Raw genomic sequence first — 26,538 nt, 5'->3', positions numbered from 1 at the left:
GATCGCGACCACCGGCCGGCGGAGCCTCGCTCAGGACGAGCCGCAGGACACGGCCGCCGTGATGCGGCCGAGGATCTCGTCCAGGACCGTGGGGCTCGTGGCGAAGTTGAGCCGCGCGAACCCGGCGGTGTCCACCGGCGTCTCCTGCCCGAACTCGGCGCCCTCGGCCAGCTTGACCCCCGCCTCGCGTTCCAGGCGCTCGGCTGGGTCGACGCCCCCGAGCGGCGTGCCGGTGAAGTCGAACCAGCCCAGGTAGGTGGCCTGCGGCGAGTGGTAGCCGAGGTCCCACGGCAGGTCCGCGGCCCACCGCTCGACCGTCCGCCGGTTGCGCTCCAGCGTCCGCATCAGGTCGGCGTGCCAGTCCGCGGACTCCCGCCACGCCGCGACCGTGGCCGCCCGGCCCACGACGGCCGGCGTGCCGAAGTAGTCGTACGGCATGCGCGACAGCGCCTCCCACACGCCGTCGTGCCCGACGTGGGCGACGGCGCAGCGCAGCCCGGCGATGTTGAACGTCTTCGTGGCGGAGGTCGCGGTGATCGTCCGTGCCGCCGTCGCGGGCCCGAGCGAGGCGAACGGGACGTGGCGGTGCGGCGCGTAGACGAGGTCGGCGTGGATCTCGTCCGAGACGACGACCAGGTCCAGCTCCTCGGCCGCTTCGGCGAGCGCTTCCAGCTCCTGCCGCGTGAAGACCCGTCCGGTCGGGTTGTGCGGGTTGACGAGCACGAGCATCCGGCAGCCCGCCGCCCGCAGCCGGTCGGCCACCCCCTCGGCCGCGAAGCCCCAGCCGTTCCCGGTTCGCGTCATGGGCAGCGGCACGATCCGGCGCCCCGCCCGCGCGATGCTCGCCAGGAACGGCGGATAGGACGGCACGTGGATCGCCACCCCGTCGCCGGGCCGGGTGGCGTGCTCGACCATCACCTGGAGGATCTGGATCAGGTCGGTCAGGACGCGGACGCGCCCCGGCTGCGGCGTCCAGCCGTGCCGCGCGGCCATCCGCTCCGCGAACGCCTCGGCCACCGGATCCTCGCCCCGCCAGAACGGGTAGCCGAAGTCCTCCCGCTGGGCCAGCCGGATCACGCACTCCCGTACGGCCGGCGGCACGCCGAAGTCCATGTCGGCGACCCACGCGCCGAGGACGCCGGGCGCAAGGGAGCCCCACTTGACGCCGTACCCGGACCGCAGCCGGTCGACGTCGACGTGGGCGAAGGGGTCACGGGTCATGATCGTCCTTTCGTTCCGGAGCCGGCCGCGGAGGCGACGATCCAGTCGCGCAGGATCTCCATCTGGCCGTGGTGCTGGGCCAGCTCCTCGTACACGTGCAGGAGCGCGGCCCCCTGGGTCAGCTCGCGAGCGGGCCCGAGGAACGCGGCGGGCGGCGTGCCCCGCAGCGGCTCGGCCGGCCGCGCGGCCCGCACGTCCACCGCCAGCCGGTCGCGTACGGCGGCGGCCCGTTCGAGCAGGGGCCCGACGGACCCGGCGGCGGCGAACTCCGCGTCGCGGTCCCGGGCCACCTCCCGGCCCGCCACCAGTGCGCCCGCCCAGTACGAGACCACGCCGAGGCAGTGGGTGAGCAGGGCGTGGGGAGAGTTCGCGCCGGGGAAGGGCGGCCGGACATTGGCGAGGTCGTCGCCCAGCTCGGCGACGATGCCGGTCATCCCGTCGAGGGCTCGGCGGGCGAAGTAGAGGTAGTCGTCTTCGTCGATCACCGCGACCTCCGATGGCGTCACTGGTTCAGGGGGTGACGATAGTGCTTGCGGCACCCGATGTCACCTGCCAAGGTGGTGACGTGGATTTCGTCTTCGTCGGCGGGAATCTGGCACTGGACTTCGCCGGCACGCTCAAGTGGCGCCGTACCCGTGCGGAGGAGCTGTTGCGCACGCCCGGCGACCTGGCCCGATGGTCGGTGGAGGCGGGCGTGCTCACCGGGGAGCCGCCGCTCGACGGCGAGGACCTGCGCACGCTGCTCGGCCTGCGCGAGGCGGTCTACCGGCTCGTCGCCGCCGCGCTGGACGGCCGTCCCTGGCCCGGCGAGGATCTCGGCGTGCTCAACCGGGCGGCCTCCGCCGCGCCGCCGCGGCTGACGCTCGGCCCCGGCGGTCTGGCGCGGGACGGAGGCGCGGCGGAGATCGGCGCGGAGGTCGCCCGGTCGGCCGCCACGCTGCTGGCGCGAATGCACGCGGGGGTGTCCTCGGTGCGGGTGCGGGAGTGCGCCCGCACCGAGTGCACCCGCCTGTTCGTCGACCGCTCACGGGGCGGCACCCGGCACTGGTGCGGCATGGAGGAGTGCGGCAACCGGGTCAAGGCCGCCAGCTACCGTTCCCGTAAGAAGGGATGAGCGCTCACCCGGTGAGGCGGGCGGCCACGACCGCGGCGCAGCGGGGGTCGAACAGGATCGTGTAGTGGTTGCAGTCCGGCACGACCTGGTCGCGCAGGCCGGGCAGTTCCGCCGCCCACCGCGCGGTGAGGTCGTCCGGGAGCATCCCGACGTCCTGGTTCAGCAGCCCTCGCGGCGCGCGGAGCAGGAGCGGCGCCGGTTCGACGGCCTTCAGCGCCGTCCCGACCGCCTCGTGCTCGGTGAGCAGCCAGCGGCCGTCCTGCCTCACGGCGTCCTCGCGGGCGCGTGAGCGGACGGCGCCGTCCGGCCCGGTGGCGTCGTAGCGGACGTACTCCTCGATGAGCGGGGACCAGTCATCGGCGAGCGCGGGATGGGCGCGGAAGAAGTCGAGGTAGGCGTCCACGTTCTGATAGGTCTGGGAGAGCCTGACGATGGCCGGTCCGAGCGTCGCCTCCAGCACCTCGTCGGGGTCGGCGCCGGGCGGCAGCGGCAGCGGCAGGCCGCCGTCCACGAGCACCACCCGGGCGTAGCGCCGGTGCGCACCGTGGAGCGCCGCGACGTAGGCGCCCATCGAGTGCCCGGTGAGCACGCTTGTGCCGTCCGCGCCCACGTGCTCGGCGACCCGTTCCAGGTCCTCGGCGTGCCGGTCCAGGCCGTAGGGGCCGGGCAGATCGGCGCTGTGGCCGCGCCCGCGCAGGTCCACGGCGACCAGCGACCAGCCGGGCGGCAGCGCCTCGGCGACCGCCCGCCACGACATGAGGGAGGCGGTGATGCCGTGCGCCGCGATGATCAGGCGGGGACCGCCGCCGAACCTGGCGATCCGCAGCCGTCCGCCGGGGACGGCGACCTCATCGATGTTCATGGTTCGGACTGTACGGTACGACCCTCTCAGGTATCGCCTGTCCCGATATGTGTCTTTAAGCTCTCCCATATGGGTGAACGTCTGATCGTCATCGAGCACGAGGCCGACGCGGGCCTGGGCTTCTTCGCAGGGTGGCTGGAGGCCGCCGGAGTCGAGGCCGAGGTCGTCCGGCCGTACAAGGGGGAGCCGGTGCCCGGACGCGCCGCCGGCGGGCTGCTGGTCCTCGGCGGCTCCGCGGCGGCCTGGGACGACGAGGGGTACGGCTGGCTGCCGGCCACCAGGGACCTGATCGCCCGCGCCGTGGACGAGGGTGTGCCGACGCTCGGCATCTGCCTCGGCGCCCAGCTCATGACCATGGCCTGCGGCGGGACCGTCGAGCGCGGCGACGCGGGCCTGGAGATCGGCCTGGGGGAGATCGAGCCGCTGCCCGAGGCCGCCGCCGACCCGCTGCTGTCGGCGCTGCCGTCGGGCCCGGTCCGGGCGATCCAGTACCACTACGACGCCATGACCACCCTGCCCGACGGCGCCGTACGGCTGGCCACCGGCGCGCGGTACGCCAACCAGGCGTACCGGCTCGGCGACCGGGCCTGGGCCGTGCAGTTCCATCCCGAGGCCACGCCCTCGATCTTCGCCTCCTGGACCGGCGGCGGGGAACTGCCGTCCGAGCGGGCCGAGGAGCTGAACACGCGGGTCGAGGCGGCCGGAGACGAGCTTGAGCGCACCTGGAGGCCGCTGGCCGAGGCGTTCGCGGCCCAGCTCACCCGGAGCTGACATGAGCTGACATGGGCCGAGATGGGCGGAGGGGCGCGCGGAGAAAACCCGTGATGGGCCGATTACGCAGAGAAACCGCTAAGGACGTGCACAACCCGGAGGGTTAGCGTGTGCGCTGAGCCCGGCAGGTGCCGGGCGGCGACATCCAAGGTCGGTTCCGCGGCAGGGGCCGATCTCTGCGAGGAGGCTTCCGACCCATGTGTACGGTTACTGGGAAGGTTCGTCTCGGGGGGCCGACGTGATCGACGTCGGGGTGGAGGAAGGAACGGTGAACGCCGCGCCTCGGATACAGACGACGGCAGGGCGCCTGGCGGCGCTCGGATTCGCCGACGGTGCGCGGGCCGAACGGCTGCTCGACGAGCTCGGCCCCGAGGCGGTCGGCGACTTCGCGCTGCTCGACGACATCGTCAGGGCCGCCGACCCGGATCTGGCGCTCACCACGCTGAGCCGTCTGGTGGAGCGGGACCCGAGCGTGCTCGGGGCGTTCCGCGCCGACCCGGACCTGCGCCGCAGGGTGCTCGGCGTGTTCGGGCTCAGCGCGGCGCTCGGCGAGCACGTCGTACGGCACCCGGAGTGCCTGCCGTCGATCCAGTGGACGCGGTGGCCCACGCTCGGCGACCTGCGTGAGGAGATGCTGCTCGCGGTCGGGGCGGACCCGGACGCGGCCGAGCCCGTGGCCGAGCCCGTGGCCGAAGGGGGCACCGCCGGGCCGGGCACGTCCGGGCCGGCGATGGCGGCGCTGCGCGTCGCCTACCGTAACCGCCTGCTGCACCTGGCCATGCGGGACGTGACCGGCGAGTGCACCCTCGCCGAGGCCGCCGCCGCGCTGGCCGACCTCGCCTCGGCAGCGCTGGAGGCCGCCCTCGCCATCGCCAGGGCCGAGGTGGCCGACGCGGGCGACGTGCGGCTGGCCGTCATCGGCATGGGCAAGTGCGGGGCCCGCGAGCTGAACTACATCTCCGACGTCGACGTCGTCTTCGTGGCCGAGCCCAAGGAAGGCGTGGACGAGACCAAGGCGCTGCAGGCCGCCACGCGCCTCGCGCAGGGGATGATGCGGGCCTGCTCGGCGAGCACCCCCGAGGGTGCGCTGTGGGAGGTGGACGCCAACCTGCGCCCGGAGGGCAAGATGGGCCCGCTCGTGCGCAGCGTGGAAAGCCACCTGGCCTACTACCGCAGGTGGGCCAAGACCTGGGAGTTCCAGGCGCTGCTCAAGGCGCGCCCGGTCGCGGGCGACCTGGAGCTCGGCCAGGAGTACGTCGCCGCGGTCAACGAGCTGGTCTGGCAGGCCGCCGCCCGGCCCAACTTCGTGGAGGACGTGCAGGCCATGCGCCGCCGGGTGGAGGCGCACGTGCCCGCGGGCGAGGCCGACCGGCAGATCAAGCTCGGGCCGGGAGGGCTGCGGGACATCGAGTTCGCCGTTCAGCTCCTCCAGCTCGTGCACGGCCGCTCCGACCCGCTGCTGCGCCGCAGGGCCACGCTGTCGGCCCTCGCCGCCCTCTCGAGGGGCGGCTACGTCGGGCGCGACGACGCCAAGGCGCTCGCCGAGGCCTACACCTTCCTGCGCCAGGTCGAGCACATGCTCCAGCTCCACCGGCTGCGCCGCACCCACGTGGTGCCCTCGGACACCGCCGACCTGCGGCGGCTCGGCCGGGGGCTGGGCATGACGACCGACCCCGTGGGGGAGTTCACCACCACCTGGAAGCGGCACGCGCTGGAGGTGCGGCGGCTCCACGAGAAGCTGTTCTACCGCCCGCTGCTGCAGGCCGTCGCCCGGCTGCCGGAGACCGAGGCCCGCCTGTCCACGGCCGCCGCCACCGCGCGGCTGGAGGCGCTCGGCTACGCCGACCCCGAGGGCGCGCTGCGTCACATCGCCGCGCTCACCAGCGGGGTCTCCCGCCGGGCGGCCATCCAGCGGACGCTGCTGCCGGTCATGCTCGGCTGGTTCGCCGACGCCCCCGACCCCGACGCCGGCCTGCTCGGCTTCCGCCAGGTGAGCGACAAGCTCGGCACCACGCCGTGGTATCTGCGCCTGCTGCGCGACGAGACCGCCGCGGCCGACCGCCTCGCCCACCTGCTCGGCACCAGCAAGTACGTCACCGGGCTGCTGCTGCACGCCCCCGAGGCCGTCGCGATGCTGGGCTCGCCCGCCGAGCTGGCCGTACGGCCAGCCGCGACGCTCGCCGCCGAGGCCGCCGCCGCGGTGGGCCGCCACGCGGAGGACGCCGAGACCGCCGTCGCCGCCGTCCGGGCGCTGCGCCGCAGGGAACTGCTCCGTACGGCCTGCGCCGACCTGTCGGAACTGATCGACATCGAGGAGGTCGGCCAGGCCCTTTCTTCGCTGAACGACGTCACGATCCAGGCGGCGCTGGACACGGCGATCAACAAGGTCACGCTGGAGCGGCGGGCCCCGTTCCCGACGCGGATGGCCGTGATCGCCATGGGCCGCCTGGGCGGCCTGGAGAGCTCCTACGCCAGCGACGCCGACGTCATGTTCGTGCACGCGCCGTTGGCCGGGGCGGCCGAGCGGGACGCGGCCGTCGCCGCCCACGCGGTGGCCGAGGAGACGCGGAGGCTGCTCGCGCTGCCCGCCCCCGACCCGCCGCTGCAGATCGACGCGGGCCTGCGGCCCGAGGGGCGGCAGGGGCCGCTCGTGCGGACGATCGCCTCCTATCGCGCCTACTACGACCGCTGGGCCTCGCATTGGGAGGCCCAGGCGCTGCTGCGGGCCCGGTTCTGCGCGGGCGACGCCGAACTCGGCCGAGAGTTCGTCGCGCTCGTCGAGCCGCTGCGCTACCCGGCCGAGGGCATCTCCGCCGACGCCGTACGCGAGATCCGCAAGCTCAAGGCGCGCATGGAGGCCGAGCGGCTGCCGCGCGGGGCCGACCCGGCCCTGCACACCAAGCTCGGCAGGGGTGGGCTGAGCGACGTGGAGTGGGTGGCCCAGCTCATCCAGTTGCGGCACGCGGGAGCCGTACCCGCGCTGCGCACGACGCGCACCCTGGACGCGCTGCGCGCGGCGGCGGGGGAGGGCCTGCTCGACCCGGCCGACGAGGAGGTGCTCGCGCAGGCGTGGCTGTTCGCCTCGCGCATCCGCGACGCCCTCATGCTGGTGCGCGGCCGGGCGGCCGACAGCATCCCCACTCCCGTCAAGGAGCGTGTGCTGCTCGCGCGGGCGCTCGGTTATCCGCCCGAGGGCACCGAGGACTTCGTGGAGGACTACCGGCGCGCCACCCGGCGGGCCAGGACCGTGGTGGAGCGCGTCTTCTACGAGGACTGAGTCCGACCAACGGGCCCGATCAAGGGTGGTTGCCGCCTTGGCGCGCGGCTTGTTCCGTATGACGTATATGTATGCGGATCGGAGCGTTGCCATCGCAGCCCGTAACGTGTATCAACGGGTGCGGGTGATCTCTTTGATCTCGTATTACGCAGACCTGGCCATCGGGCTGATCCTGGCCTTCCTGCTGCTGTCGCTTCTCGTCAGCGGCATCAACGAGGGCATCGTCAGGCTGCTCGGAATCCGCAGCAAGTTCCTGTGGGCGTACCTGCGCGACACCCTCGACGGCGCGGAGACGGCGGACGGGACCTCCCGGCTCGACCGGATCCTGGACGCGCTCAAGAGGTTCGGCCGCAAGGCGCGCACGCCGCTGACGCAGGCGGCGTCGCCGGAGGAGGGCCGCTCACGCCTGCCCGCCAGCGTGCTGGGAGTGTTCGCGCGGCTGCCGTTCGGCCGGGACCCGCGGCCCGCGTTCAGTCAGCAGCCGCCGCCCGTGGAGAGCCCGCCGCTCGCCGCCGCGGCCGACTCCGTGGCCGCCGAGCAGATGGCCGCCGAGCAGACGACGGCCGGTCAGGCGACGGCTTCGGCCGACGCCCCGGCGGGCGCGTCGGCGGACCCCGCGCACCCCGCCGGACAGGCCGATCCCGAGGAGGTCGCCGTCCTCGCGGTGGACCCGGCGGCGGCCGGCGCGGCGGGCGGCGTGCTGCCGCCGGACCAGGGCAAGTCGATGGCCGAACTGCTCCACGAACGGCTGCAGGAGATCGACCACGCCAAGCGCGGAAGGACGAGCATCGCCGACATCCCGCCCGCGCGCTTCGCCGTCGCCGTGATGGAGATCGCCACCGAGCACGGCGGCGTGGAGGCTCTCATGCGGGACCTCGACGCGCTGAAGAGCCCCTTCTCCCGGCCGCTCAAGGCCGTGTGGGACAGGGCGAGCCACGACCTGGAGGCGTTCCGCCGCGGCGTCGAGGACTGGTTCGACGGCGAGATGGAGCGGCTCAGCCTGCTCTACCGCCGCTACGTCCGCTGGGTCCTCGTGGCGCTCGGCCTCGTCGTGACGCTGGTGTTCAGCATGGACTCCCTGGAGTACGGCAAGACCCTGCTGCGCGACAACGCCTACCGCAGCGCGGTGACCGCCTTCGGCCAGTCGGGCCCGCAGGCGCTGGAACCGCTGCGTGAGCAGTGCGAGCCGGGCCAGGACCCGTACGCGTGCGTCACCGACGTGCTGAGCACTCCGGCGTTCGTGAAGATCTTCACGCACGCCCCGGTGAGCGTCACGATGGACGCGGCCGACGGCCCGGCGTGGGCCTGGCACGGCGGGGACTGGTGGCAGCGCCTCACGTCGCCGGGCCACTGGCCGGGGTTCCTCATCACGCTGATCGCCCTGTTGTTCGGCGCGCCGTTCTGGTGGGACATCCTGCGCCGCGTGAGCGGCCTGCGCGCCCGGACCTCCGGCTCCACCCCCTCCTGACCGGCGGCACCGCATGCCGCGGTGTGAGGCCGCGATATCCGGTTGCGGCGGCCGATCCCCGTGCGTACGGTCGGCCGGGTGCGTGGGCGAGGGCCGGCCGGGTCGCTGTGGCGGCACCGGGACTTCATGCTGCTGTGGAGCGGCCACACGGTGAGCATGTTCGGCTCGCAGATCAGCTGGATCGCCCTGCCGATGGTCGCGGTCGCCGGGCTGCGGGCCACCACGTTCGAAGTGGCGGTGCTGGGGGCCATGAGCACGCTGCCGGCGCTGGTCGTCTCGCTCCCGGCCGGCGTGCTGGCCGACCGTCACCGCAGGCGGCATCTGATGATCGCCTGCGATGCCGGATCCGCGCTGGCCATGGCGTCGGTGCCGATCGCCGCCGTGGCGGGCCGGGTCACGATGGCCCAGCTCTACGCGGTCACCCTGGTCGTCGGCGTGCTCGGCGTGGTTTTCGGCACCGCGGCCGGCAGCCTGACGCCGGTGCTGCTCGGCGGGAACCGGCTCTCCGACGCCAACGCCAAGATGAACACCGCGCGCGGCCTGGCCGAAATGGCCGGGCCGAGCGTCGGAGGCTTCCTGGTGGGCCTCGTCGGCGCCGCCCGCGCGGTCGCCGCGGACGCCCTCTCGTACGCCGTGAGCGCCGCGGCCCTGGCGTCGATGCGCCTGCGGGAGCCGAAGCCCGAGCGCACTCCGCATCGCGGGCGCTTCCTCGGCGAGATCGCCGAGGGGCTGCGGTTCGTGCTCGCCCAGCCGGTGCTGCGCGTGCTCGCCCTCTCCGGGGCGGTCAGCGCCGTGCTGCTGCGCGGGATCAGCTCCATGTGGCTGCTGTACGTCGTGCGGGAGCTGGGCTGGAGTGCCCGGGCGGCCGGGCTCGTCTACGGCCTGAGCCTCATCGGCGGGGTCGCCGGGAGCATGGTGGCGGGGCGGGTGACGGCCCGGTTCGGCATGGGCCGCGTGATCGTCCTGGGGGCCCTGCTGTCGGCCCCCTTCGAGCTGGTCACCCCGCTCGTGCCGCCCGGCCTGGCCGGCCAGTGGACCGTCGGGCTGGTCTTCACCTTCCTGACGGCCGCCGGGATGGTCCAGGCGACCGCGGCCCAGACCGCGCGCCAGCTGCTGTGCCCGCCCGGCATGCTCGGCCGGATGAACGGCTCCACCCAGTTCGTGCAGGCGGGCCTGCTGCCGCTCGGGCCGCTCCTGGCCGGCGCCCTGGGCGCCTGGATCGGCCTGCGCCCCGCCCTGATCATCCTGGGCGGCGCGACCCTGCTGTGGCCGCTCCTGCTGTTCCTGTCACCCGTACGCACCGTGGATGTGAGATGAACATGATGGACGACGACCAGCCGCGGTCTCCCCGGCGGCTCGCGACGCGCTATTTCGAGATGTGGAACACCGGCGACACCTCGGCGGCCGAGGAGATCCTGAGCCCGGACTGGGGCGATCACGCGCATCCCGAGGTGGCCGGGCCGCAGGGCGTGCGAGAGGCGGTCGAACGGATCCGCGGCGCGCAGCCGGACCTCCGGTTCCGGATCGACGCCGTCCTCGGGGATGGCGATCTGGTGGCGGTCGTCGGGAACGCCGGCCGCGGCCAGGACGCGGACGGCACCCCTCTGGTCTGGCTCATCCGCGTACAGGACGGCCTGCTCGCCGAGATGTGGACCTACCGCGACATCGGCGGGTGATCGGCGGGTGATCGGCGGCGTATCCGCATCCCGTTGCCCTGCGGGTAGCCGATCGAGGGCCGCGACCGCAGCGGCACCGCCGCGCCGCCGGCCTGGGAACCCAGGTCAGTGGCTCGGCGGGCGGCGCCGCTCGCGGCGTCCCGGACTTACGCGACCCGTCAGGGCTCCAGGTCGGTCACTCCCTTGCCGCTCGACATGTCGAGCGGCACAGAGGCCTGGTCGTGCGCGATCAGCCAGTCGCCGTCGGTCTTCCGCAAGCAGAAAGTGCCCCGGACCCACATACCGCTCGTCGCGGTCCCGTTCCTCAGCGTGCCGCTGAGCCGGCCGAAGCAGTGACCGAACGCCACCGTGTCGCCCACGGTGAGGGTCAGGTCGCGGACCTCGTAATCCACGTCCTGGAAGAACGCGAACGCCCTCTCCCAGTTCTTCAATTTCGCGTCGATCCCCACATGCTGCAGCGGCGGCTCGACGTCGAACGACACGACGTCCGTGGCGTAGAGCCGCCTCAGGCCCTCGAGATCCTTGGCCCGGATCCCTTCGACGATCCTGCCGATCTGCCGCCTGATCCTGGCTTCGTCTTCTTCGCGTTGCGTAGGCATCGCTACCCATCCCTTCATTTCGGTGTTCCTCGCTGGTTCGACCGGACAGCACCCGGAAATGTCAGGCCTGCGAATGTCCTTGTTCTTCGCCTGTGGTCCAGTTCCAGTCGGCGATCGTGGTGCGCATCAGCCGGGCGGCGGTCGACAGGTGGCTGTCGGCGCCCCAGTAGAGGGTGACCGTGCGACGGCAGTCGGGGCTGTCGACGGCGATCCAGGCGACGGGGGCACGCGGGTCGCCGCGGCGCGCGAAGCCGGGGACCAGGCCGATGCCGAGTCCCGCGCTGATCAGATCCGCGATGGCGCTGTGCTCGTCGCTCTCGCAGACGATCCTCGGAGTGAGGCCTCGCGTCGCGAAGAGCCGGTCGAGTAGCCGGCGGAGCCAGTGCCCCTTGCGGGCGGTGACGAAGGGCTGCCCGGCGAGCTCGTCGATGCTCACGGACGTGCGGCCCGCGAGCGGATGATCGAGTGGTATGCCCACACCCACGGCCTCATCGAACAGCCGCATCGACTCCAGGCCTTCGGCGTGGATCGGCTGCGAGGCGACACACAGGTCGACGTCCTGGGCGCGCAGGCGTCGGGCCATGTCCTCGGCCAGGGACCAGTGGAGCTCGATCTCGATGGAGGGATGGGCCCGCTTGTAGGCCGCCAGCGGGCCGGTGAGGGTGAGGAAGGTTTCCGACGCCAGTCTCACGGTGCCCATGCCCTCGCTGGTGGCCTCGGCGACGGCGCGCCGTCCGGCCTCGAGCTCGCCCAGGGCGCGTTCGACGTGATCGCGGAAGAGCTTGCCCGCGTCGTTGAGCCGGAGCCGGCCGCTCCGGTCGAACAGCGGTGTGCCCAGTTCGCTCTCCAACCGGGCGATGGTGCGGCTCAGCGACGGCTGGGCGATGTGAAGCTCGTCGGCCGCCCGGCTGAGGTGCTCCAGCCGTGCCACCACCAGGAACTGCCTGAGCGAGTTCAGGTCCATCATGACTCCGTTGCTATAACTGCATAGCGATATTGATCTTAGACAAGATAACTCTGCAGCCATAGCGTCGGGCCGTTCACGGAACGAGGACGGAGTGAGGAGGGATGCACATGCTCACCGTGGCCGCGTCCCGGACGACAACCACGGGATGGCTGCTGCGCGCCGTCGTCAGCGCCCACGCGGTGGCGATCGCCGGGCAGCCGGTGTTCGCCGGGGTGTATCTGACCGGTGACTACGTCGGTTTGAGCCTGCATGCGGCCGGCGCCGACGCCGTCACCTCCATCGGGTGCCTGCAGGCGATCGTCGCGATCGCGGTCTGGATTCGGCTGCGTCAGGCCTGGCCGTTTCTTGCCACGGCGGCCGTGGTGGCGGCCGAGACGGTGCAGTACTTCGCCGGGTTGGACGGGGCGCTGTGGTTGCACCTCCCGTTGGGAGTGATGACCGTCGTCGCGGTCGTGGTGCAGTTCATCGACGTATGGCGGCGGCCTCTGCTGCGTCAGGGGGCGGACAATGCGTAACAGCCGTGGCGTGACCAGGCGGCGTGCCCTGGGCATCGGCGGGGCGCTCGGGCTGATGGCGGCCACCGGGCTGACGAGCGCGGCCGCGCTGGCCCGCCGGCCGTCGATCACCGGTGCCCAGTTGCGCAGCGATCTACCGCTCCCGCTCCCGTTCCAGGTGCCGCTGCCGGTTCCCGCCGTGCTGAAGCCGGTCGGCACCTCGGGCGGGGCCGACCGTTACGAGATCATCCAGCGCGAGGCGAGCGTGGAGATCCTTCCCGGTGTCACGACGCCGATGTGGACCTACGACGGGAGCTTTCCGGGGCCGACGATCGAGTCGCGCCGCGGCAGGCCGGTCACCGTGTCACACCGCAACGAGCTGCCCGTCCCGACGGTCGTGCACCTGCACGGCGGCCGGACTCCGGCGGCCTCCGACGGGTATCCGACCGACCTGCTCCTGCCGGCGGCACGGCAGGAGCACTCCACGCACATGGAGCACGGTTCCGAGCACATGGGGCACGGTTCCGAGCACGGCATGCACGACCCGAGGGCCGTGGTGTCCGAGCTGACGCGGGACTACACCTTCCCGCTGGACCAGCGGCCGGCGCTGCTGTGGTACCACGACCACCGGATGGACTTCACCGCCCCCGCGATCTGGCGGGGCCTGGCCGGGCTGCACATCGTGCGCGACGACGCCGAGGACGCCCTCGGCCTGCCCGCCGGGCCGCGCGAGCTGCCCCTCATGATCGCCGACCGGGCGTTCGCCGCCGACGGCGGCCTCGCCTATCCCGCCCTCGATCCCACCCTGCGCGTACGGCCCGGCGTCCGCGAGCCTTACCTGGCCGGGGTCCTCGGCGACGTCATCCTGGTCAACGGCGCGCCGTGGCCCGTGCACGAGGTCGACGCGGCCCGCTATCGGCTGCGCATCCTCAACGCGTCCAACGCCCGCCACTACGAACTCGAAGCGGTCACCGACGACGGGCGCCGCCTCGATCTCGTCCAGATCGGCGCCGACCAGGGACTCCTCGCCGCCCCGGTCGTCCACACGCTGCTCCCGATCGCACCCGCGGAACGCTACGACGTGGTCGTCGACTTCTCCGGCGTCCCGATCGGCGGCCTCGTCAGGGTGGTCAACCGGCTCGGCTCAGGCCGTACCCGCGACGTGATGGCCTTCCGGGTCGCGCGCAGGGCCGCCGACGACAGCCGCATCCCTCGCGCCCTGTCCGCCGACCTGCCGGCCTGGCGGCGCTCGGACGCCGTCAGGGTGCGCGATTTCGCCTTCCGCGCCGGACAGATGGACGCGGGCCACGGCTGGCTCATCGGCGGCCTGCCGTTCGACCCCGCCCGCACCGACGTCACCACCCGGCTGGGCGACGTCGAGGTCTGGCGGCTCGTCGCCGACGTCCACCTGCACCTGGTCGGCTTCCGGGTGCTCTCGCGCAGCGGCAGGCCGCCGCTCCCTCACGACGCGGGACTCAAGGACACCGTCTCGCTACGGCCGGGCGAAGCGGTGGAGATCATCACTCGGTTCGACGGCTATCGCGGCCGCTACCTCTTCCACTGCCACAACGCCGAACACGAGGACATGGGCATGATGGCCAACCTCGAGATCGTCTAGGCCGCCCAGCCCCATCAGCCGATTCAGGCCACCTTCGAGGACGGGGCGGTCCACGGGTTGCAGGTCCCGGGGTCGCCGGACTTGAATCCCTCGTTGGCCCAGTAGGTGATCGACTTCCTGTTCCCGTCGTACTTGCCCGCCCAGCCGCGCAGATAGTAGAGCAGGTCGTCCCAGTCCTCGCGGTCACGCCGGAAGGACTTCCAGAAGCTTCGCAGGGAGGCTCCGGCGAAGCAGTAGCTCTGCAGGCTGTATCGCCGTGTCTGCTCGTGGAGTTCGGCCTTGCTCCGGTAGTCGGTGTTGAACCAGGCCCGGTAGATGCCGGTGACGTTCTGCACGTGCTCCCCGTACTTGGACGCCAGCAGGTTGAACAGGTAGAGATCCCCCGGCTCCTCCAAGAGGTCCTTCCGGAGCACGATCAGGATGGTGCGCGACGCGTCGCAGTAGTAGGCGTCCCAATCGCCCCACTTCGAGCCGCAGAACTTCGCCGGCGGCTTAGTGGCGTACGTGAGCTTGACCCGGGACTGCTTCAGACCCGCCTGCTTCAATTCAGCGGTCCAGGAGCGGTTGAGGCAATTCAGTATCTCGTTCAGATAGACCTTGGCGGACCTCGCGTCCGCCTTCTTCACCGGTCTTTCCCGGCAGTCGGTGGCCGGCAAGGGTCCCGCGCCGTACAGGCGGTTGTCCGTGAGGGTCCTGTTCTTGATCGGATGGGCGGCGGCCGTGCCGGAGACGGCCGGGACGAGTCCCAGTGCCACCGAACCGGCGAGCGCGATCTTGGCGAGTTTCACGGACGACGAGGTTAGGCCATTCAAAAGTCCACCGGAAGCCTTTTTGTGAATACTGATCCCTTTGGTTCACGCGTGGCAGTGGGGTGTATATCGGGGTGCGGGCAGCGAAAGCGGATATGGAGCGTGCATTGGTCATCAGACGCGCCGAACCGGCGGACGCGGAGGCGATCGCCGCCGTCCACGTCCGGTCGTGGCAGGCCGCCTACCCGGGGCTCATGCCCCAGGCTTATCTCGACGGGCTCACCCCGGCCATGCGCCTGCCCGTCTGGGAGCGGCTGCTGGGGGAGTCCTCCCCGCCGCGTACGGAGGTCCTCGTGGCGGAGGCGGACGGCTCCGTCGCCGGGTTCGCCGCGCTCGGCCCCGACCGGGACGACGACGTCGATCCGGCCTCGGTGGCGGAGATCTCGGCGATCTACCTGATGCCCGAGGTATGGGGTGCCGGGGTCGGCGGGCGTCTCATGGCGGCCGCGCTGGACAGCTCGCCACCGCCGGGTATGAGCAGGCCACCCTCTGGGTCGTCGACGGGAACGCTCGCGCGCGGCGGTTCTACGAGCGTGGCGGCTGGCGCCCCGACGGCGCCGTACAGCGGGACGAGTCGGACTGCTTCCCGCTGACCGAGGTCCGCTACCGCCGGGCCCTGCGCCGTTGACCCATCGGCCGGCCTGGTGATAGATCCTTGGGCAGCGTCGCGGTGCACCCGGCAAAGAGACCGTCGAGGGCATGGAGGCGCCGGTACAAGGGATGACCTTGGCGACATCGCATGGACGCCTGGTGGCGTTCGGCAACCAACTGATCGACGTACACATCTGGCTCCGCGAGGAGCTCGCGGCGCTGCGCGAGGACATCGACGCCTATCTGGCCGGCGGTGCGCGCCCCCGCGAGCTGCGGGCTCACTGCCTGGCCTTCTGCTCCGCGCTGAACCGCCACCACACCGGTGAGGACGACGGCGCGTTTCCCGAGCTCGCCCGGCGGTTCCCCGAACTGCGTCCGGTGCTGGAGGAACTGCGCCGCGACCACCGCCTGGTGGAGGACTCGCTCCGCCGGCTCCAGGCTCTTGCCGGCCGCCTGGACCGGGCGACGGACCCCGCCGACGTGCACCGTGAGCTGGACAGCCTGGCCGCGCTGATGGAGACGCACTTCGTCTACGAGGAGAAGCGGATCGTCTCGGCACTCAACGCGCTGGACGCGCCGGGCTGGCACCGCTCCCGTCCCGAGTTCCTGCGTACGGACGAGGAGCGCTAGCGGCCGGGCTTCGTCCAGGTCAGGGAGTAGCGGCGGAGCACGTGCCGGCGGTAGCGCACGCCGGGCAGCAGGCGGCGTGCCGCGGCCCGCACCTGCCCGTAGCTCATCCGCGGTTCGGCCACCGGCATCCCCTCGGGCCCCCGCGCGCGGCGCAGCACCTTCGTCACCCGTACGACGGGAGCGGTCGCGATCATCGCCGCCCATTCCGCGGGGGACGCCTCGCGGGCCAGGCCGACCACCACCAGCGTGCCGCCGGGGCGTAGCAGTTCGCGCATCCGGGTGAGGGCCGCGTCGAAGTCCATGTGGTGGATCGTGGACACCGAGCAGACGAAGTCGTACTCCTCGACGGGCAGGACGGCGGTGAGGAAGTCGCCCTCGACGAAGGTGAGCTCCGGCCGGCCGGGAGACAGCTCGCGGGCACGCGCGATCATCTCGGGCGATCTGTCGACGCCGGTGACGCGCTTGGCCCGGCCGGTCAGCTTCCGCGCGAGCAGTCCGTCCCCGCAGCCGACGTCCAGCGCGTCGCCGCACCCTTCGGGGACGGCGCGGAGGATGCCCGGGTGCCGGGCGACGTTGGTGTTCCAGTACGGATCCGAGTCGGCCTGGCGCATCGGATCACCCTAGGGCGGGCGTCATGACGAAGTCCCGGAAGCGGGTGGCGGGGGCGGCCGGGGCATGGTCCGTACGCCAGGTGAGGCCGATGGTGCGGCGGGCGGCCTCCGCCGCGATCCTGACGCCGACGGTGCCGGACTGGCCGGCGAAGGGCTCCGGCACGATGGCCACGCCGAGCCCGGCCGCGACCAGGCCCTCGATGGTCGCGAGGTCCTGGCTCTCGAAGGAGACGGCGGGGGACACCCCGGCGTCGCGCAGCAGCGCGTCGACCAGGGCCCGGTAACCGAAGCCGACCGGCGTGGTGACGAGCTCCTCGTCCGCCAGCTCCTGCAGTTCCACCTCCTCCCGCCCGCGCAGCCGGTGGCTTGGCGGCACGACGAGCACCAGCCGCTCCTCCTGCAGGGGATGCCAGCCGAAGTCTCCGGGTGGGCGTGGGGAGGTGATCGCGAGGTCGGCGGCCCCGGTGCGCAGGTCCTGGACGATCTCGTGCGCCGGTTCCTGGCGCAGCAGGATCCGCATCCGGGGGGCGTGCTCGTGGAAGGAGCGCAACAGCCGCGGGACGAGGGAGGTGGCGATGGAGTCGAGGAAGGCCAGGCGCACCACGCCGGTGTCCGGGTCGAGCAGGCTGCGGAGATCGGCCAGCAACTGCTCGTAACGTGCCGTGAGGTCGCGCGCGGCCCCCACCACGAGTCTGCCGTTGGGCGTCAGGTGGACCCCGTCCGGGGCGCGCTCGAACACCCGGGTCCCGAGCTCGGTCTCCACGCGGGCGAGGGCGCGCGAGAGCGTCGGCTGGCTGGTGCGGAGGATGGCGGCGGTGTCGGTCACGTGCTGGTGGTCGGCGAGGGCGACCAGCCAGGACAGGTCCCGGAGCAGCATGCCCGCCATCATACGCATCACGTATCGAAATCCGCTTCTCCTCGCATTGGACGCATAGCGGCAGGAAGCGCACAGTCATTGGGGTGACCGCTGTTCTTGAGAAGACCTCTGCCGTGGAAGGACACCTGCCGGGGACCACCGGATATCGGAGGGTCGTCGTCGCCCTGTTCGCCGCCGGGGTGGCGACCTTCGCGCTGCTGTACAGCACCCAGGCGATCCTGCCCGAGCTCGCCGCGCAGTTCGGGGTCTCCACCGCGGAGAGCACGCTGAGCGTCTCGCTCACCACGCTCGGACTCGGCGTCGCGCTGCTGGTGGCCGGACCCCTGTCCGACGTCGTCGGGCGCACCCGGCTGATCCACCTGTCGCTGACGGCGTCCGCCGTCGTCGCGGCGGCGTGCGCGCTGGCGCCCGGCTGGCCGGCGCTCATGGTCCTGCGGTCACTCCAGGGCATCACGCTGGCCGGGCTCCCCGCGGTGGCCACCGCCTACCTCCGCGAGGAACTGCACCCGTCCACGCACGCCCGCGCCGCCGGTCTGTACGTGGGCGGCACGGCGCTGGGCGGGATGGCCGGTCGCCTTCTGACCGGCGCGGTCGCCCAGGCCGCCGGCTGGCGCTGGGCCCTGGCCGCGGCCGCCGTACTCGGCCTGCTGTGCGCCCTGACCGTACGCGTGCTGCTTCCGGCCTCCCGGCGCTTCACCGCTGCCCCGGCGAGCGTCCGTGCCCTGCTCCGCGGGAGCCTGCGCGCGGTGTCGGACCGCGGACTGCTCGCGCTGTACGGCATCGGTGGATGCTCGATGGGGGCCCTGGTCGCGGTGTTCAACGCCCTGGGCTTCCGGCTCGCGGGCGCGCCGTTCCACCTCGGTGTCGGAGCCGCCGGCCTGATGTTCCTCGTCTATCCCATCGGCTCCGTCAGCTCCGCGGTGTTCGGCCGGCTGGCGGACGGCTACGGGCGCCGGACCGTGACGCCGCTGGGCTGTCTGCTGGCCGTCGTCGGCGCGCTGGTCACGCTGCCGTCCTCGCTGCCGGTCGTGGTCATCGGACTCGCGCTCCTCACCGCTGGGTTCTTCGCCGTCCACGGGGTGGCCAGCGGATGGGTTCCGGCCCGGGCGTACGCGGGGGGAGTGTCCACAGGCCAGGCCGCGTCGCTCTACCTGTTCACCTACTACCTTGGGTCCTCCGTCTTCGGCAGCCTCGCGGGCCGCGCCTGGACGGACGCCGGATGGCCGGGCGTGGTCGCCCTCGCCGTGCTCCTGCTCGCCGTCACCGGCGCTCTCGCCCTCCTGCTGCGCAGAACCCCCGCCCTTGCGTCGGGTAGAACATCGGGGTGACCCCCGACAGTGCGCTCGACCCTGCGACGATGGCCGGCCTCTGGGACCGGCGGTGGCCCGAGTGCCCGCCGTTCGCCCACTGGCTTCGCGACCACTATCCGGACCGCTGGGTCAGGTTCCACAGCCTGCCGGAGTCCAAGCGCTATCCGGACGACGAGGCGGAGTACGCCGTCGTGCTCGGCCGTCACCACACCGTGCTCTCCGAACTCGATCCCGGACCACACCTTCTGGTCATCACGGCCGAGTGGACGGACACGCCCGCGACAACGCCCCAAAGGTGGCCGCGGCGATCAGAGGTCGCACCGGCGGCCTGGCACTGGCGGACCCTCCTCGAGGATCCCGACGATGATCCCCGCTACCGCAGCTACACCCAGCTCTACGCCGAGACGCGACCCTGGCGGCCCGGCGTCATCGACGAACTGCTCCGGGCCGTGGCGGACGACGAGATCGGCGGCGTGATCCTCGGCCCTCCGGACCTGCGCTGGCTCTATCACCCCTACGACGGGGGCGCCGACGTGATCGCGCCCACCCGCGCGGAACGCGACGCGCTCAAGGAGCGGCATCGGGACTGGTTGTCCACGCACCCCTTGGGCCTGTAGCTGTCACGGCTGCCGCGGGCTCTCCGCTCGGCGACCACGCCGGCAGGGACGCTCGCGCTCAGGTCGGCTCGTGCCGGCCGGATCTCGTCGTCACCGCAGCCCGCGGCGCAGGCGGAGGTCGCCTCCGAAGGCTTCCGCGATCACGCGTCCCGTCTCGAAGACGAACTCCGCCTCCACCCATTGGGCGGGGTCCTCGGCGTCGAATCCCTTGGTCACGCGGACAAGCCGCTCGCCGACATGTCGTACGAAGGGCACCTCGGCGGGGGCGGGCACGATGTCCACACGGCTGCCGAGCTCCTCCATCGCGTAGCTCTCTCCTGGTTCGTCCGGCGTGATGCGTAGAGCCCAGTCGGCGGTGTCACGGACCACGACCGTTGTCGTCTCCAGATGGAGCCACACGTGCAGGAGTTCGGGGGCGTCGGACTCGTGGGTGAACAGGGCCGCGGTGACCGCGACTAGGCGGAGGCCCTCCATATCGGAAAGATCCGTCACTCACCACCTCCGCACGGGTCGTCCGTCTGCGATCAGTCTGGCGCCTCACGAGCCCGCCTGTTCATCGGTCGCAACCGGCTCAGTGCCTCGTGGAACTCCCGCTCGCCGATCTCGTACGGAGCGAACTCGTCGAGATCCAGCTGATCGTAGGTCAAGCCCCCGTACTCGTCCTCGTCGTGATCCGCGTCGTAGGCGATCACGGTGCCGCCGGCGTAGGCCTCGACCTGCACATGGGCGTACCCCTCGGGGTCGAGCGCCAGATAGAACGTGCAGGTGCCCCAGTGCGCGTACTCATCCCCGCGATCTTCGTCCCACCCTCGCCGGAAGTACCGCACTCCACCGGCCACCTCTCCGCGCGACAAGCCGACTTCTGGACATGCTGCGGGTCGTGCGTCTCCGCAGCGGCAGCGAGCGGGGGACCCGCAGTGGCGAACGCGGAACAATCTCGCCGTCTCACCCGTCTTCTCGCGATCTCACACCGGCTTGTGCCGGTCATGCTCGGCTGCCAGCCGCTTCGGCGCCTGCTGACGCCATGCCTCTTCCACGAGACTCCTGACGCGTTCCGCCGGGACCCTGCCGAGCTCGACCTGCAGCCCGAGGAAGCTCTTCCTGGCATCCGGGCGGCGTACGGACTCGTAGGCGGACGGGTCGGCCTGCGCCGCGTCGGCGGCCTGCTCCTCGGCGACGCAGAAGACCGCCGTCGTCTCGTCCCTGCCCATGCCGAGGAAGGTCCGGCCTCGGACCTTGAAGACGGGAACGTGGAACCGGAAGTGACTGACCTCTTCGACCTCGGGCAGTGCCGTGGCCCAGCGCCGGATGTCGTCCGTAGTGGTCACGAAGGGACTATATCCGCGTGCCCCCGCGGCAGCCGTCCCACAGGGCAGCCGTCCCTCAGGGCAGCCGTCCCACAGGGCCGCGGTGACCGCGACCAGACGCCGGCCTTCCCAGCGGAAAGATCCATCCCTCTGGCGTCTCCGCGCCGGTCGTCCGTCTGCGATCAGCCGGGTGCCTACGGCAGCCGCGAGATTGGACTTGCGGGTCCAATTCTTACCTCGCACAGTGGCAGTGCCGCACGGGTGACCGGACCAGGTTCCGGTGCGGGCACAGGCAGACGAGCATGACAGGAGCGCGTGATGAGCGGACGGCTGCAAGGCAAGCGGGCGCTGGTGACCGGATCAACGAGCAACATCGGGCGGGCGATCGCGGAGGCGTTCTCGGCGGAGGGCGCGCACGTGATCGTATCCGGCCGCAGCGCCGAGCGGGGCGGGAGAATCGTTGACGGCATCCGGGCGCGCGGTGGCCGGGCCGACTTCGTTATGGCGGATCTGGACGGAAGTGCCGAGGCCTCGTACGCCCTGGCGCGTGAGGCGACGTCCGTTCTCGGCGGGGGCATCGACATCCTGGTCAACAACGCCGGGATCTACCCCGGCGACAGCACGGTGGACACCGACGAGAAGACCTTCGACCAGGTCTACGCCCTCAACGTGAAGGCGCCGTTCTTCCTGACCGCCGCGATCGCTCCGGCCATGGTCGAGGCCGGGGGCGGGGCGATCATCAACCTGGGCTCGTGGATCGCACGCTTGGGCGTTCCCCAGGGCGCGCTCTACAGCTCCACCAAGGGCGCGGTGGAGGCCCTCACGCGCGCCTGGGCCGCCGAATTCGGCCCTCGCGGCGTACGCGTGAACGCGATCTCCCCGGGCGTGATTCTGGAGCCCACGCCGGGAGCGGCGCATCCGGGCGAGGTCATGATGAACGGCACTCCGGCGGGGGGGATGGGCAAGCCGCAGGCCGTCGCGCATGCCGCGGTCTACCTCGCCAGTGAGGAGGCCGCGTTCGTCCACGGCATCGTGCTGGACGTGGACGGCGGCCGTACGACCACGGCCGTCATCGCCGGATGACGCAGCGCATCGCTACGCGCCCGGCGTCACGGTGTGCGCCGTGACGGCCCCGCGTGCGGTGCGGTCAGGGCCCCTTGAGCGGGCGATGCGGAAAGCCCGTGGCAAGGTGCGGGACCTTCCCACGGGCTTCCCGCCATCCAGCCGGAAGCCGCGCGATGAGGCAGGTACGTCACGCGTCGCGGCCCCCACCTTTCCTCTCGTGTGACTTGAACCTGACGTTACGTCATGTTTTACGCTTCGATCGTGTATCACCAAGCGATGGAGAAGGCATGTCACGCCATGACGGGACGTGGCGGATCGGTGAGCTGGCCCGCAAGACCGGGCTCACAGTCCGGACGTTGCATCACTACGATCAGCTCGGCCTGTTGTCGCCGCTGTCGCGGACCGAGGGCGGGCATCGCTGCTACACCGACGCCGACGTCCAGCGCCTGCACCGCATCGTCGCGCTGCGCGGCCTGGGGATCTCGCTGGAGGAGATCGGGACGCTCCTGGACGGCGAGCCCGACCCGACCGCCCTGCTCCGCCGCCAGCTCGACGTCGTGGAAGAGCGCATCCGTAAGGCGTCTGACCTGCGAGCGCGGCTACTGGACGTGCTGGACGACCTGGGCAGGAACGCCGAGCCTTCCGCCCGGCAGCTCCTGCAGCTCATCGAGGAGACCGTTGCGATGAACGAGCCGATGACCCCAGAGCAGTTCGCGGAACTCAAGGAAGAGCTGAAACGGCAGGTACGCGAACGTGGCGACGAGGACGTGGCCGCGCTCAGCCAGAAGAGGGAGGACACATGGAACGCACTGAGCCGCCAGGAGCAGCAGCGTATGACGGAGCGGCGCCGCACGATGGTTCCGCACGCCGCCGACGGCATCACGAAGGACGGGTCATGACGACCGTCGTCTCTGAGCTGGCCGACCGTGCCGAGATCACCAGCCTCGTCAGCCGTTACTTCAGCGCGATCGACGACAAGCGCCTCGATCGCGCGACCATGGAGGCGGTGTTCACCGCCAGTGGCCGCCTGACGCGGCCCAACGGTGCGTCACTTGTCGGACCCGAGGCCATCGCCGCCGGGCAGAGCGAGAGCTTCGCCCGCTTCCGGGCAACCCACCATGTCAGCTCCGACCACGTCATCGACCTCGACGGAGACAGCGCCCGGCTCCGAGCCAACCTGATCGCCATGCACCTGTGGGCCGACCAGGAACGAGATCCCAATACGCTGCAAACGCACTTCCTCGCCGGCGGGGTACTCCACGCTGTCGTGGTGAGCACCGCTCGGGGATGGCGCTTAAGTGAACTGTCACTGCGCAATACCTGGCGAACCGGGAGCGGGTACGCCGCGATGCTCGCGACCGGGAGATAAGAAAGGCCGGCGGCCGCACCAGCCGGACACCGCGCGATGAACTAGCACGTCACCGCGCGGTCGCCGATCACACGTCGCAGTACAGCTCGAACCTACTCCCGCCACTTCTTGACCTGCGTCTATGGCGCGGAGTAGTGCTCTGATCCGGCAGTACGGCTCTCGACGTCTCTCATCAAATCTTGGCTTCTTCAGCCCTCACGCGGAACCAGGACGGAACTGGGGGCATCTACCACGTGCACCGATTGCATGAGCCTGCTCTACGAACGCTCTTGACGTGGTCTCCGGATGGTCCCCAGCAGACCCGGCGTCTACGGGATCGCCACTAGAAACATGCGACTAGCGGAACCTTGAAGCGCTCATGCCGAGAAGGTCGTCTTGGAGTGACGCAGGCGCGACGGCTTCTCCCTTCTCTGGCTTCGATGCCGCGTACAACCGCTTCGCACTTTGGGGGGCAGAGGACCGTTTTCGGGGGAGCCGTAGCCCACCCAGGTGTCCGGACCTCTGCCCATGACGTTTCACCCGTTCGCCCTTATGCGCCGAACGGGATGGCCAGAATCAACTGCGCAGGGTCCACTTCTGGTTGTTTCCGCCGTTACAGGCCCAGAGGATGATCTTCGTGCCGTTGGCGGTGCCGGCCGCGTTGGCGTCCAGGCACAGCCCGGACTGCACGCCGGTGATGGTGCCGTTGGAGTTGATGTTCCACTGCTGGTTGGTCTGGCCGTTGCAGTCCCAGATGATCACCTGGGTGCCGTTGGTCGTGCCCTGCCCGTAGGCGTCCAGGCACTTGTTGCCGTACACCTGCAGGCTCTTGCCCGATGTGTAGGTGAACCGCTGGTTGGTGCCGCTCCCGCAGTCCCATATCTGCACCTGGGTGCCGTTGGTGGTGCTGGAGTTCGGCACATCGACGCACCGACCGGACTGGCCGCCCACGATCTGGACGCCCTGCTGCGGGTTGCTGCCGCCCGCCGGTGCGTAGCCGGCGGCGGCGATGTTGGCCTGTACGGCGTCCTCGGTGGCGGCGCTCGGATAGCCGGAGGTCAACACGCCCTCGAAGAAGGTGCCGCGGCCGGAGACGCTGTTGTCGCCGCCGATGCCGAGCAGGATGGCGCCTTCCTTCTTCATCGGGTTGTAGCCGTTGGGGCGCCGTCCGTCGAAGTAGTTCGTCAGGCCGCCCGACTGCGCGTCCCCGCCCCGGATCGCCCAGTGGTTCGGCTCGCCCTTGACCATGGCCGTGACGAAACGGTGGTTGATGGGCGCGAGGTCGTTGTAGCCCGCGTTCACCCCGGAGAACAGTCCCCACTCCAGGTCGGCCATGATCCAGGGACCGGCTCCGGCCCCATAGCCCCACTGTTTGTCGGCACCGAAGTAGACGGTCTCCATGATGGCGGGGGAGTCGGCCTGGCCATCCGTCTGCGCGTTGCCGTAGTCGAAGCAGCACCACTGGTTGTAGTGCGTGCCGTCGACGACGGCGTAGATGCCCTCGGGCTGGTCGCCGGTCGCGACGCCATTGGTGTTGTTGTTGCGGTAGCCGGTGCCGGGCTCCACGCGGACACCGTAGGCCTTCTGGCCGCCGATGGTGATCGGGGCCGCCTTGGCGTCGGCGAGATTGTCGTATCCGCCGGCGGCGGGGCCCTTCCAGTAGCCGGGAGGCGCCTGGGTGAGGCGGTTGTTGCGGCCGGACTGGTCATAGATGACGGTGATCACGCAGGTCGTGTTGGCGCAGAAGGAGTCCTGCGTGGCGGCGTTGACGACTCCGCCCGCGCTCAGCACCCCGATGTCCCGGGTGGTGTTGTCCGAGGCGCGCCGGACCTGGTACAACGGGCCGTTGTAGGCCGCGTACAGGGCACGCGTCGTGCTGTGCGCCGCGACACACGGCGTTCCGCCCGCGGCGTAGATGTCACACGGTTGCGACGTCGCGGCCTGGGCTGTCCCACCACCGCCGACCAGGCAGGCGGTGGCGAGCAACGCACCCGCCCCGGCCGCGACCATCCTTCTCAGGCTCCCGAAAAGCATCATGCCTTCTTCTCTCAACCAGGAATCATGACCGGATGGCACCGATGCGACAGGCCTGACCGGGCAGGTGTGAGCGCTAACATCGATGGGCGTCCGAATCGATTCGACGGTTAACGGATAGTGCGGAGTCAAAAACGATGAAGGTCCCGGCGTCAAGAACGCAGATCGAATCTCTCAGACGCCCGGGGTGCCGTCAGCGCGCCGCCTGGGCTCTTACCGTGACGCGTTCACACCGTTGCCATGAGATGTCGTGAAACTTTCATCGCGGTCGCCGGGTGGTGAGGCGTCGCCCGCCAGACCGGGCCGCCGTCGGCGGCTGGGAGCGGGATGCCGGTGGCGTCGGCGATCAGTTGGTGTTTGCTGCCGGCCCGCCTTCGATCGACCCGGGCTCGGGCCGGTCTGCGCCCCGCTTTGAGGTCTGACAAGGGAGGAGCACTGCGCCAACTCTGACCAGGCCAACCACACCGTGCAGACCCGGGCTCTGCACGTATACCTGTGCTGGCGCAACGCCAACGCCCGCCATCCGACGTCCCTGGCCGCCCAGCGCCGCGAACGCGCCCGCATCCGCAGCGAGAAAGGCATCCGCTGGGACGGCCGCCCACTCTCAGCCGTGGCCTGACCACCCAACCCGGTGATCGTTTCCGGTCACAGCGCCAGGACCGATTGTCGGCGACCGCTCCCTGCTCGGACGTCAGCCAGGGGTACGCCGGACAGGCGCGATTCCCTTCTGCTGGACCGATACACACTGTTCATGGCCGCGACATGTGGCATTGACATCCATGAATAGCGAGATTCAATCTGCGTGCGAATCGATTCGACTAAGCCTCATACGGCCTGCGGGCTAACTGGGCCGGCGAGGGGAACCTGCACAACGACCTGGCCAACCTCCTCGTCCACGACTCGTCGGGCAACTACCAGCCCAAGGGCGAGTGGTGGGTCTACCGCTTCTACGGCTCCCAGACCGGGCAGATCGCCTCGGTCACCCCCAGCTCCAACTACGACGCCTTCGCAAGGCGACCGGTAACGCCAAGGTCCTCGTCGGCGGCGGCACCACGACCGGCAACGTCGCCGTCAACCTGCAGCGCCTGGACACCACCAGCGGCGTCCTGCAGAACGACCAGGTCCGGACGGCACCGTCACCGGCGTGCAGTCCGGACTGTGCATGGAGGCCGGCAACTTCGGCACCGCCAACGGCACGAAGGTGCAGCTGTGGTCCTGTCGCGGCACGACCAGCCAGAAGTGGACCCGGAGCTGATCGAGTAACCCGCAACG

27 protein-coding genes and 2 pseudogenes are annotated in these 26,538 nt (G+C 71.2%); 17 read left to right on the top strand and 12 right to left on the bottom strand.

What is annotated here, in order from left to right:
* Nucleotides 1-30: 30 nt before the first annotated feature.
* Together QSK36_RS14830 and QSK36_RS14825 are read right to left on the bottom strand one after the other, a co-directional pair.
* Nucleotides 31-1,221, bottom strand: a complete 1,191-nt coding sequence (locus QSK36_RS14830) for a MalY/PatB family protein (RefSeq protein ID WP_285782799.1) — start codon at nt 1,219-1,221, stop codon at nt 31-33.
* Complete coding sequence (locus QSK36_RS14825; RefSeq protein WP_285782798.1) at nt 1,218-1,706, bottom strand: DinB family protein; 489 nt, start codon at nt 1,704-1,706, stop codon at nt 1,218-1,220. The genes QSK36_RS14830 and QSK36_RS14825 overlap by 4 nt, the downstream gene beginning before the upstream one ends.
* Before the next feature lie 80 nt (nt 1,707-1,786).
* Here QSK36_RS14825 and QSK36_RS14820 point away from each other — a divergent pair, with 80 nt between their 5' ends.
* Nucleotides 1,787-2,335 carry a CGNR zinc finger domain-containing protein gene (locus QSK36_RS14820; RefSeq protein WP_285782797.1) on the top strand — a complete coding sequence of 183 codons (549 nt, stop codon included), beginning with the start codon at nt 1,787-1,789 and terminating at the stop codon, nt 2,333-2,335.
* Between the two features lie 4 nt (nt 2,336-2,339).
* Here the strand turns inward: QSK36_RS14820 and QSK36_RS14815 are convergent, their stop codons facing one another.
* Nucleotides 2,340-3,197, bottom strand: coding sequence for an alpha/beta hydrolase (locus QSK36_RS14815; RefSeq protein ID WP_285782796.1), 858 nt, complete (start codon nt 3,195-3,197; stop codon nt 2,340-2,342).
* Between the two features lie 69 nt (nt 3,198-3,266).
* Here QSK36_RS14815 and QSK36_RS14810 point away from each other — a divergent pair, with 69 nt between their 5' ends.
* From QSK36_RS14810 to QSK36_RS14790, 5 genes are all read left to right on the top strand, one after another.
* On the top strand, nt 3,267-3,968 hold the full coding sequence (locus tag QSK36_RS14810) for a type 1 glutamine amidotransferase (protein ID WP_183539347.1): 702 nt from the start codon (nt 3,267-3,269) through the stop codon (nt 3,966-3,968).
* Between the two features lie 268 nt (nt 3,969-4,236).
* Nucleotides 4,237-7,245 carry a bifunctional [glutamine synthetase] adenylyltransferase/[glutamine synthetase]-adenylyl-L-tyrosine phosphorylase gene (locus tag QSK36_RS14805; RefSeq protein ID WP_285782795.1) on the top strand — a complete coding sequence of 1,003 codons (3,009 nt, stop codon included), beginning with the start codon at nt 4,237-4,239 and terminating at the stop codon, nt 7,243-7,245.
* A gap of 133 nt (nt 7,246-7,378) precedes the next feature.
* Entirely contained in the window at nt 7,379-8,713 is a 1,335-nt protein-coding gene (locus QSK36_RS14800) for a hypothetical protein (RefSeq protein ID WP_352240285.1), read from the top strand.
* A 78-nt stretch (nt 8,714-8,791) separates the two neighbouring features.
* Complete coding sequence (locus QSK36_RS14795) at nt 8,792-10,030, top strand: MFS transporter (protein WP_285782793.1); 1,239 nt, start codon at nt 8,792-8,794, stop codon at nt 10,028-10,030.
* Nucleotides 10,027-10,389 carry an ester cyclase gene (locus tag QSK36_RS14790; protein WP_183539355.1) on the top strand — a complete coding sequence of 121 codons (363 nt, stop codon included), beginning with the start codon at nt 10,027-10,029 and terminating at the stop codon, nt 10,387-10,389. Before QSK36_RS14795 ends, QSK36_RS14790 begins: the two co-directional genes overlap by 4 nt.
* 158 nt (nt 10,390-10,547) lie before the next feature.
* Here the strand turns inward: QSK36_RS14790 and QSK36_RS14785 are convergent, their stop codons facing one another.
* Both QSK36_RS14785 and QSK36_RS14780 read right to left on the bottom strand, forming a co-directional pair.
* A complete protein-coding gene (locus tag QSK36_RS14785; RefSeq protein WP_183539357.1) occupies nt 10,548-10,988 on the bottom strand; it encodes a YybH family protein in 441 nt (146 codons plus the stop codon).
* A 61-nt stretch (nt 10,989-11,049) separates the two neighbouring features.
* On the bottom strand, nt 11,050-11,955 hold the full coding sequence (locus QSK36_RS14780; protein WP_285782792.1) for a LysR family transcriptional regulator: 906 nt from the start codon (nt 11,953-11,955) through the stop codon (nt 11,050-11,052).
* 107 nt (nt 11,956-12,062) lie between these two features.
* Here QSK36_RS14780 and QSK36_RS14775 point away from each other — a divergent pair, with 107 nt between their 5' ends.
* Both QSK36_RS14775 and QSK36_RS14770 read left to right on the top strand, forming a co-directional pair.
* Complete coding sequence (locus tag QSK36_RS14775; RefSeq protein WP_183539359.1) at nt 12,063-12,470, top strand: hypothetical protein; 408 nt, start codon at nt 12,063-12,065, stop codon at nt 12,468-12,470.
* A gap of 10 nt (nt 12,471-12,480) precedes the next feature.
* On the top strand, nt 12,481-14,067 hold the full coding sequence (locus tag QSK36_RS14770; protein WP_285782791.1) for a multicopper oxidase family protein: 1,587 nt from the start codon (nt 12,481-12,483) through the stop codon (nt 14,065-14,067).
* 23 nt (nt 14,068-14,090) lie between these two features.
* Here QSK36_RS14770 and QSK36_RS14765 read toward each other — a convergent pair whose 3' ends face one another.
* Nucleotides 14,091-14,855 carry a neutral zinc metallopeptidase gene (locus tag QSK36_RS14765; RefSeq protein ID WP_285782790.1) on the bottom strand — a complete coding sequence of 255 codons (765 nt, stop codon included), beginning with the start codon at nt 14,853-14,855 and terminating at the stop codon, nt 14,091-14,093.
* A 128-nt stretch (nt 14,856-14,983) separates the two neighbouring features.
* Here QSK36_RS14765 and QSK36_RS14760 point away from each other — a divergent pair, with 128 nt between their 5' ends.
* Nucleotides 14,984-15,469, top strand: a complete 486-nt coding sequence (locus QSK36_RS14760; RefSeq protein ID WP_285782789.1) for a GNAT family N-acetyltransferase — start codon at nt 14,984-14,986, stop codon at nt 15,467-15,469.
* A gap of 133 nt (nt 15,470-15,602) precedes the next feature.
* The gene (locus tag QSK36_RS14755; protein WP_285782788.1) at nt 15,603-16,097 is read left to right on the top strand and encodes a hemerythrin domain-containing protein; all 495 of its coding nucleotides are present in this window, start codon (nt 15,603-15,605) and stop codon (nt 16,095-16,097) included.
* Here QSK36_RS14755 and QSK36_RS14750 read toward each other — a convergent pair.
* Both QSK36_RS14750 and QSK36_RS14745 read right to left on the bottom strand, forming a co-directional pair.
* Nucleotides 16,094-16,708, bottom strand: a complete 615-nt coding sequence (locus QSK36_RS14750; RefSeq protein ID WP_285782787.1) for a class I SAM-dependent methyltransferase — start codon at nt 16,706-16,708, stop codon at nt 16,094-16,096. The genes QSK36_RS14755 and QSK36_RS14750 overlap by 4 nt on opposite strands.
* Before the next feature lie 4 nt (nt 16,709-16,712).
* Nucleotides 16,713-17,585, bottom strand: coding sequence for a LysR family transcriptional regulator (locus QSK36_RS14745; protein ID WP_285782786.1), 873 nt, complete (start codon nt 17,583-17,585; stop codon nt 16,713-16,715).
* Between the two features lie 83 nt (nt 17,586-17,668).
* Between QSK36_RS14745 and QSK36_RS14740 the strand changes: the two genes are divergently transcribed.
* Together QSK36_RS14740 and QSK36_RS14735 are read left to right on the top strand one after the other, a co-directional pair.
* Complete coding sequence (locus QSK36_RS14740) at nt 17,669-18,913, top strand: MFS transporter (RefSeq protein ID WP_285782785.1); 1,245 nt, start codon at nt 17,669-17,671, stop codon at nt 18,911-18,913.
* The gene (locus QSK36_RS14735) at nt 18,910-19,512 is read left to right on the top strand and encodes a DUF3885 domain-containing protein (RefSeq protein ID WP_285782784.1); all 603 of its coding nucleotides are present in this window, start codon (nt 18,910-18,912) and stop codon (nt 19,510-19,512) included. Before QSK36_RS14740 ends, QSK36_RS14735 begins: the two co-directional genes overlap by 4 nt.
* A gap of 90 nt (nt 19,513-19,602) precedes the next feature.
* Here QSK36_RS14735 and QSK36_RS14730 read toward each other — a convergent pair whose 3' ends face one another.
* The 3 genes from QSK36_RS14730 to QSK36_RS14720 all read right to left on the bottom strand — a co-directional run bounded on the left by QSK36_RS14730 (nt 19,603) and on the right by QSK36_RS14720 (nt 20,840).
* A complete protein-coding gene (locus QSK36_RS14730; RefSeq protein ID WP_285782783.1) occupies nt 19,603-20,004 on the bottom strand; it encodes a hypothetical protein in 402 nt (133 codons plus the stop codon).
* A gap of 32 nt (nt 20,005-20,036) precedes the next feature.
* Nucleotides 20,037-20,366 carry a hypothetical protein gene (locus tag QSK36_RS14725; protein WP_285782782.1) on the bottom strand — a complete coding sequence of 110 codons (330 nt, stop codon included), beginning with the start codon at nt 20,364-20,366 and terminating at the stop codon, nt 20,037-20,039.
* A gap of 111 nt (nt 20,367-20,477) precedes the next feature.
* On the bottom strand, nt 20,478-20,840 hold the full coding sequence (locus QSK36_RS14720) for an MmcQ/YjbR family DNA-binding protein (RefSeq protein ID WP_285782781.1): 363 nt from the start codon (nt 20,838-20,840) through the stop codon (nt 20,478-20,480).
* Between the two features lie 297 nt (nt 20,841-21,137).
* Here QSK36_RS14720 and QSK36_RS14715 point away from each other — a divergent pair, with 297 nt between their 5' ends.
* From QSK36_RS14715 to QSK36_RS14705, 3 genes are all read left to right on the top strand, one after another.
* Nucleotides 21,138-21,902 carry an SDR family NAD(P)-dependent oxidoreductase gene (locus QSK36_RS14715; protein ID WP_285782780.1) on the top strand — a complete coding sequence of 255 codons (765 nt, stop codon included), beginning with the start codon at nt 21,138-21,140 and terminating at the stop codon, nt 21,900-21,902.
* A gap of 269 nt (nt 21,903-22,171) precedes the next feature.
* Nucleotides 22,172-22,783, top strand: a complete 612-nt coding sequence (locus QSK36_RS14710; RefSeq protein WP_285782779.1) for a MerR family transcriptional regulator — start codon at nt 22,172-22,174, stop codon at nt 22,781-22,783.
* Complete coding sequence (locus QSK36_RS14705; protein WP_285782778.1) at nt 22,780-23,253, top strand: nuclear transport factor 2 family protein; 474 nt, start codon at nt 22,780-22,782, stop codon at nt 23,251-23,253. The genes QSK36_RS14710 and QSK36_RS14705 overlap by 4 nt, the downstream gene beginning before the upstream one ends.
* A gap of 555 nt (nt 23,254-23,808) precedes the next feature.
* Here QSK36_RS14705 and QSK36_RS14700 read toward each other — a convergent pair.
* Nucleotides 23,809-25,269: an arabinofuranosidase catalytic domain-containing protein gene (locus QSK36_RS14700; protein WP_285782777.1), complete on the bottom strand. Its 1,461-nt coding sequence runs from the start codon at nt 25,267-25,269 to the stop codon at nt 23,809-23,811.
* A gap of 430 nt (nt 25,270-25,699) precedes the next feature.
* Between QSK36_RS14700 and QSK36_RS43495 the strand changes: the two are divergent.
* Together QSK36_RS43495 and QSK36_RS14695 are read left to right on the top strand one after the other, a co-directional pair.
* A pseudogene (locus QSK36_RS43495) lies at nt 25,700-25,885 on the top strand (IS630 family transposase); the annotation flags it as partial.
* A gap of 522 nt (nt 25,886-26,407) precedes the next feature.
* Nucleotides 26,408-26,521, top strand: a pseudogene (locus QSK36_RS14695) (RICIN domain-containing protein); the annotation flags it as partial.
* Between the last annotated feature and the right edge of the window lie 17 nt (nt 26,522-26,538).

The sequence above is a fragment of the Microbispora sp. NBRC 16548 genome (assembly GCF_030268985.1).
Lineage (GTDB): Bacteria > Actinomycetota > Actinomycetes > Streptosporangiales > Streptosporangiaceae > Microbispora > Microbispora catharanthi.
Note: the sequence above shows the minus strand (reverse complement) of the source record. Positions and strands in the feature narration are given on the sequence as shown.

Excerpts from the sequence above, each read along its gene's own strand:
- QSK36_RS14810 (WP_183539347.1), top strand. The coding sequence starts at position 3,267 with ATGGGTGAACGTCTGATCGTCATCGAGCACGAGGCCGACGCGGGCCTG.
- QSK36_RS14790 (WP_183539355.1), top strand. The coding sequence starts at position 10,027 with ATGAACATGATGGACGACGACCAGCCGCGGTCTCCCCGGCGGCTCGCG.
- QSK36_RS14700 (WP_285782777.1), bottom strand. The coding sequence starts at position 25,269 with ATGATGCTTTTCGGGAGCCTGAGAAGGATGGTCGCGGCCGGGGCGGGT.
- QSK36_RS14710 (WP_285782779.1), top strand. The coding sequence starts at position 22,172 with ATGTCACGCCATGACGGGACGTGGCGGATCGGTGAGCTGGCCCGCAAG.
- QSK36_RS14830 (WP_285782799.1), bottom strand. The coding sequence starts at position 1,221 with ATGACCCGTGACCCCTTCGCCCACGTCGACGTCGACCGGCTGCGGTCC.
- QSK36_RS14785 (WP_183539357.1), bottom strand. The coding sequence starts at position 10,988 with ATGCCTACGCAACGCGAAGAAGACGAAGCCAGGATCAGGCGGCAGATC.
- QSK36_RS14705 (WP_285782778.1), top strand. The coding sequence starts at position 22,780 with ATGACGACCGTCGTCTCTGAGCTGGCCGACCGTGCCGAGATCACCAGC.
- QSK36_RS14780 (WP_285782792.1), bottom strand. The coding sequence starts at position 11,955 with ATGATGGACCTGAACTCGCTCAGGCAGTTCCTGGTGGTGGCACGGCTG.
- QSK36_RS14715 (WP_285782780.1), top strand. The coding sequence starts at position 21,138 with ATGAGCGGACGGCTGCAAGGCAAGCGGGCGCTGGTGACCGGATCAACG.
- QSK36_RS14775 (WP_183539359.1), top strand. The coding sequence starts at position 12,063 with ATGCTCACCGTGGCCGCGTCCCGGACGACAACCACGGGATGGCTGCTG.
- QSK36_RS14750 (WP_285782787.1), bottom strand. The coding sequence starts at position 16,708 with ATGCGCCAGGCCGACTCGGATCCGTACTGGAACACCAACGTCGCCCGG.
- QSK36_RS14745 (WP_285782786.1), bottom strand. The coding sequence starts at position 17,585 with ATGCTGCTCCGGGACCTGTCCTGGCTGGTCGCCCTCGCCGACCACCAG.
- QSK36_RS14815 (WP_285782796.1), bottom strand. The coding sequence starts at position 3,197 with ATGAACATCGATGAGGTCGCCGTCCCCGGCGGACGGCTGCGGATCGCC.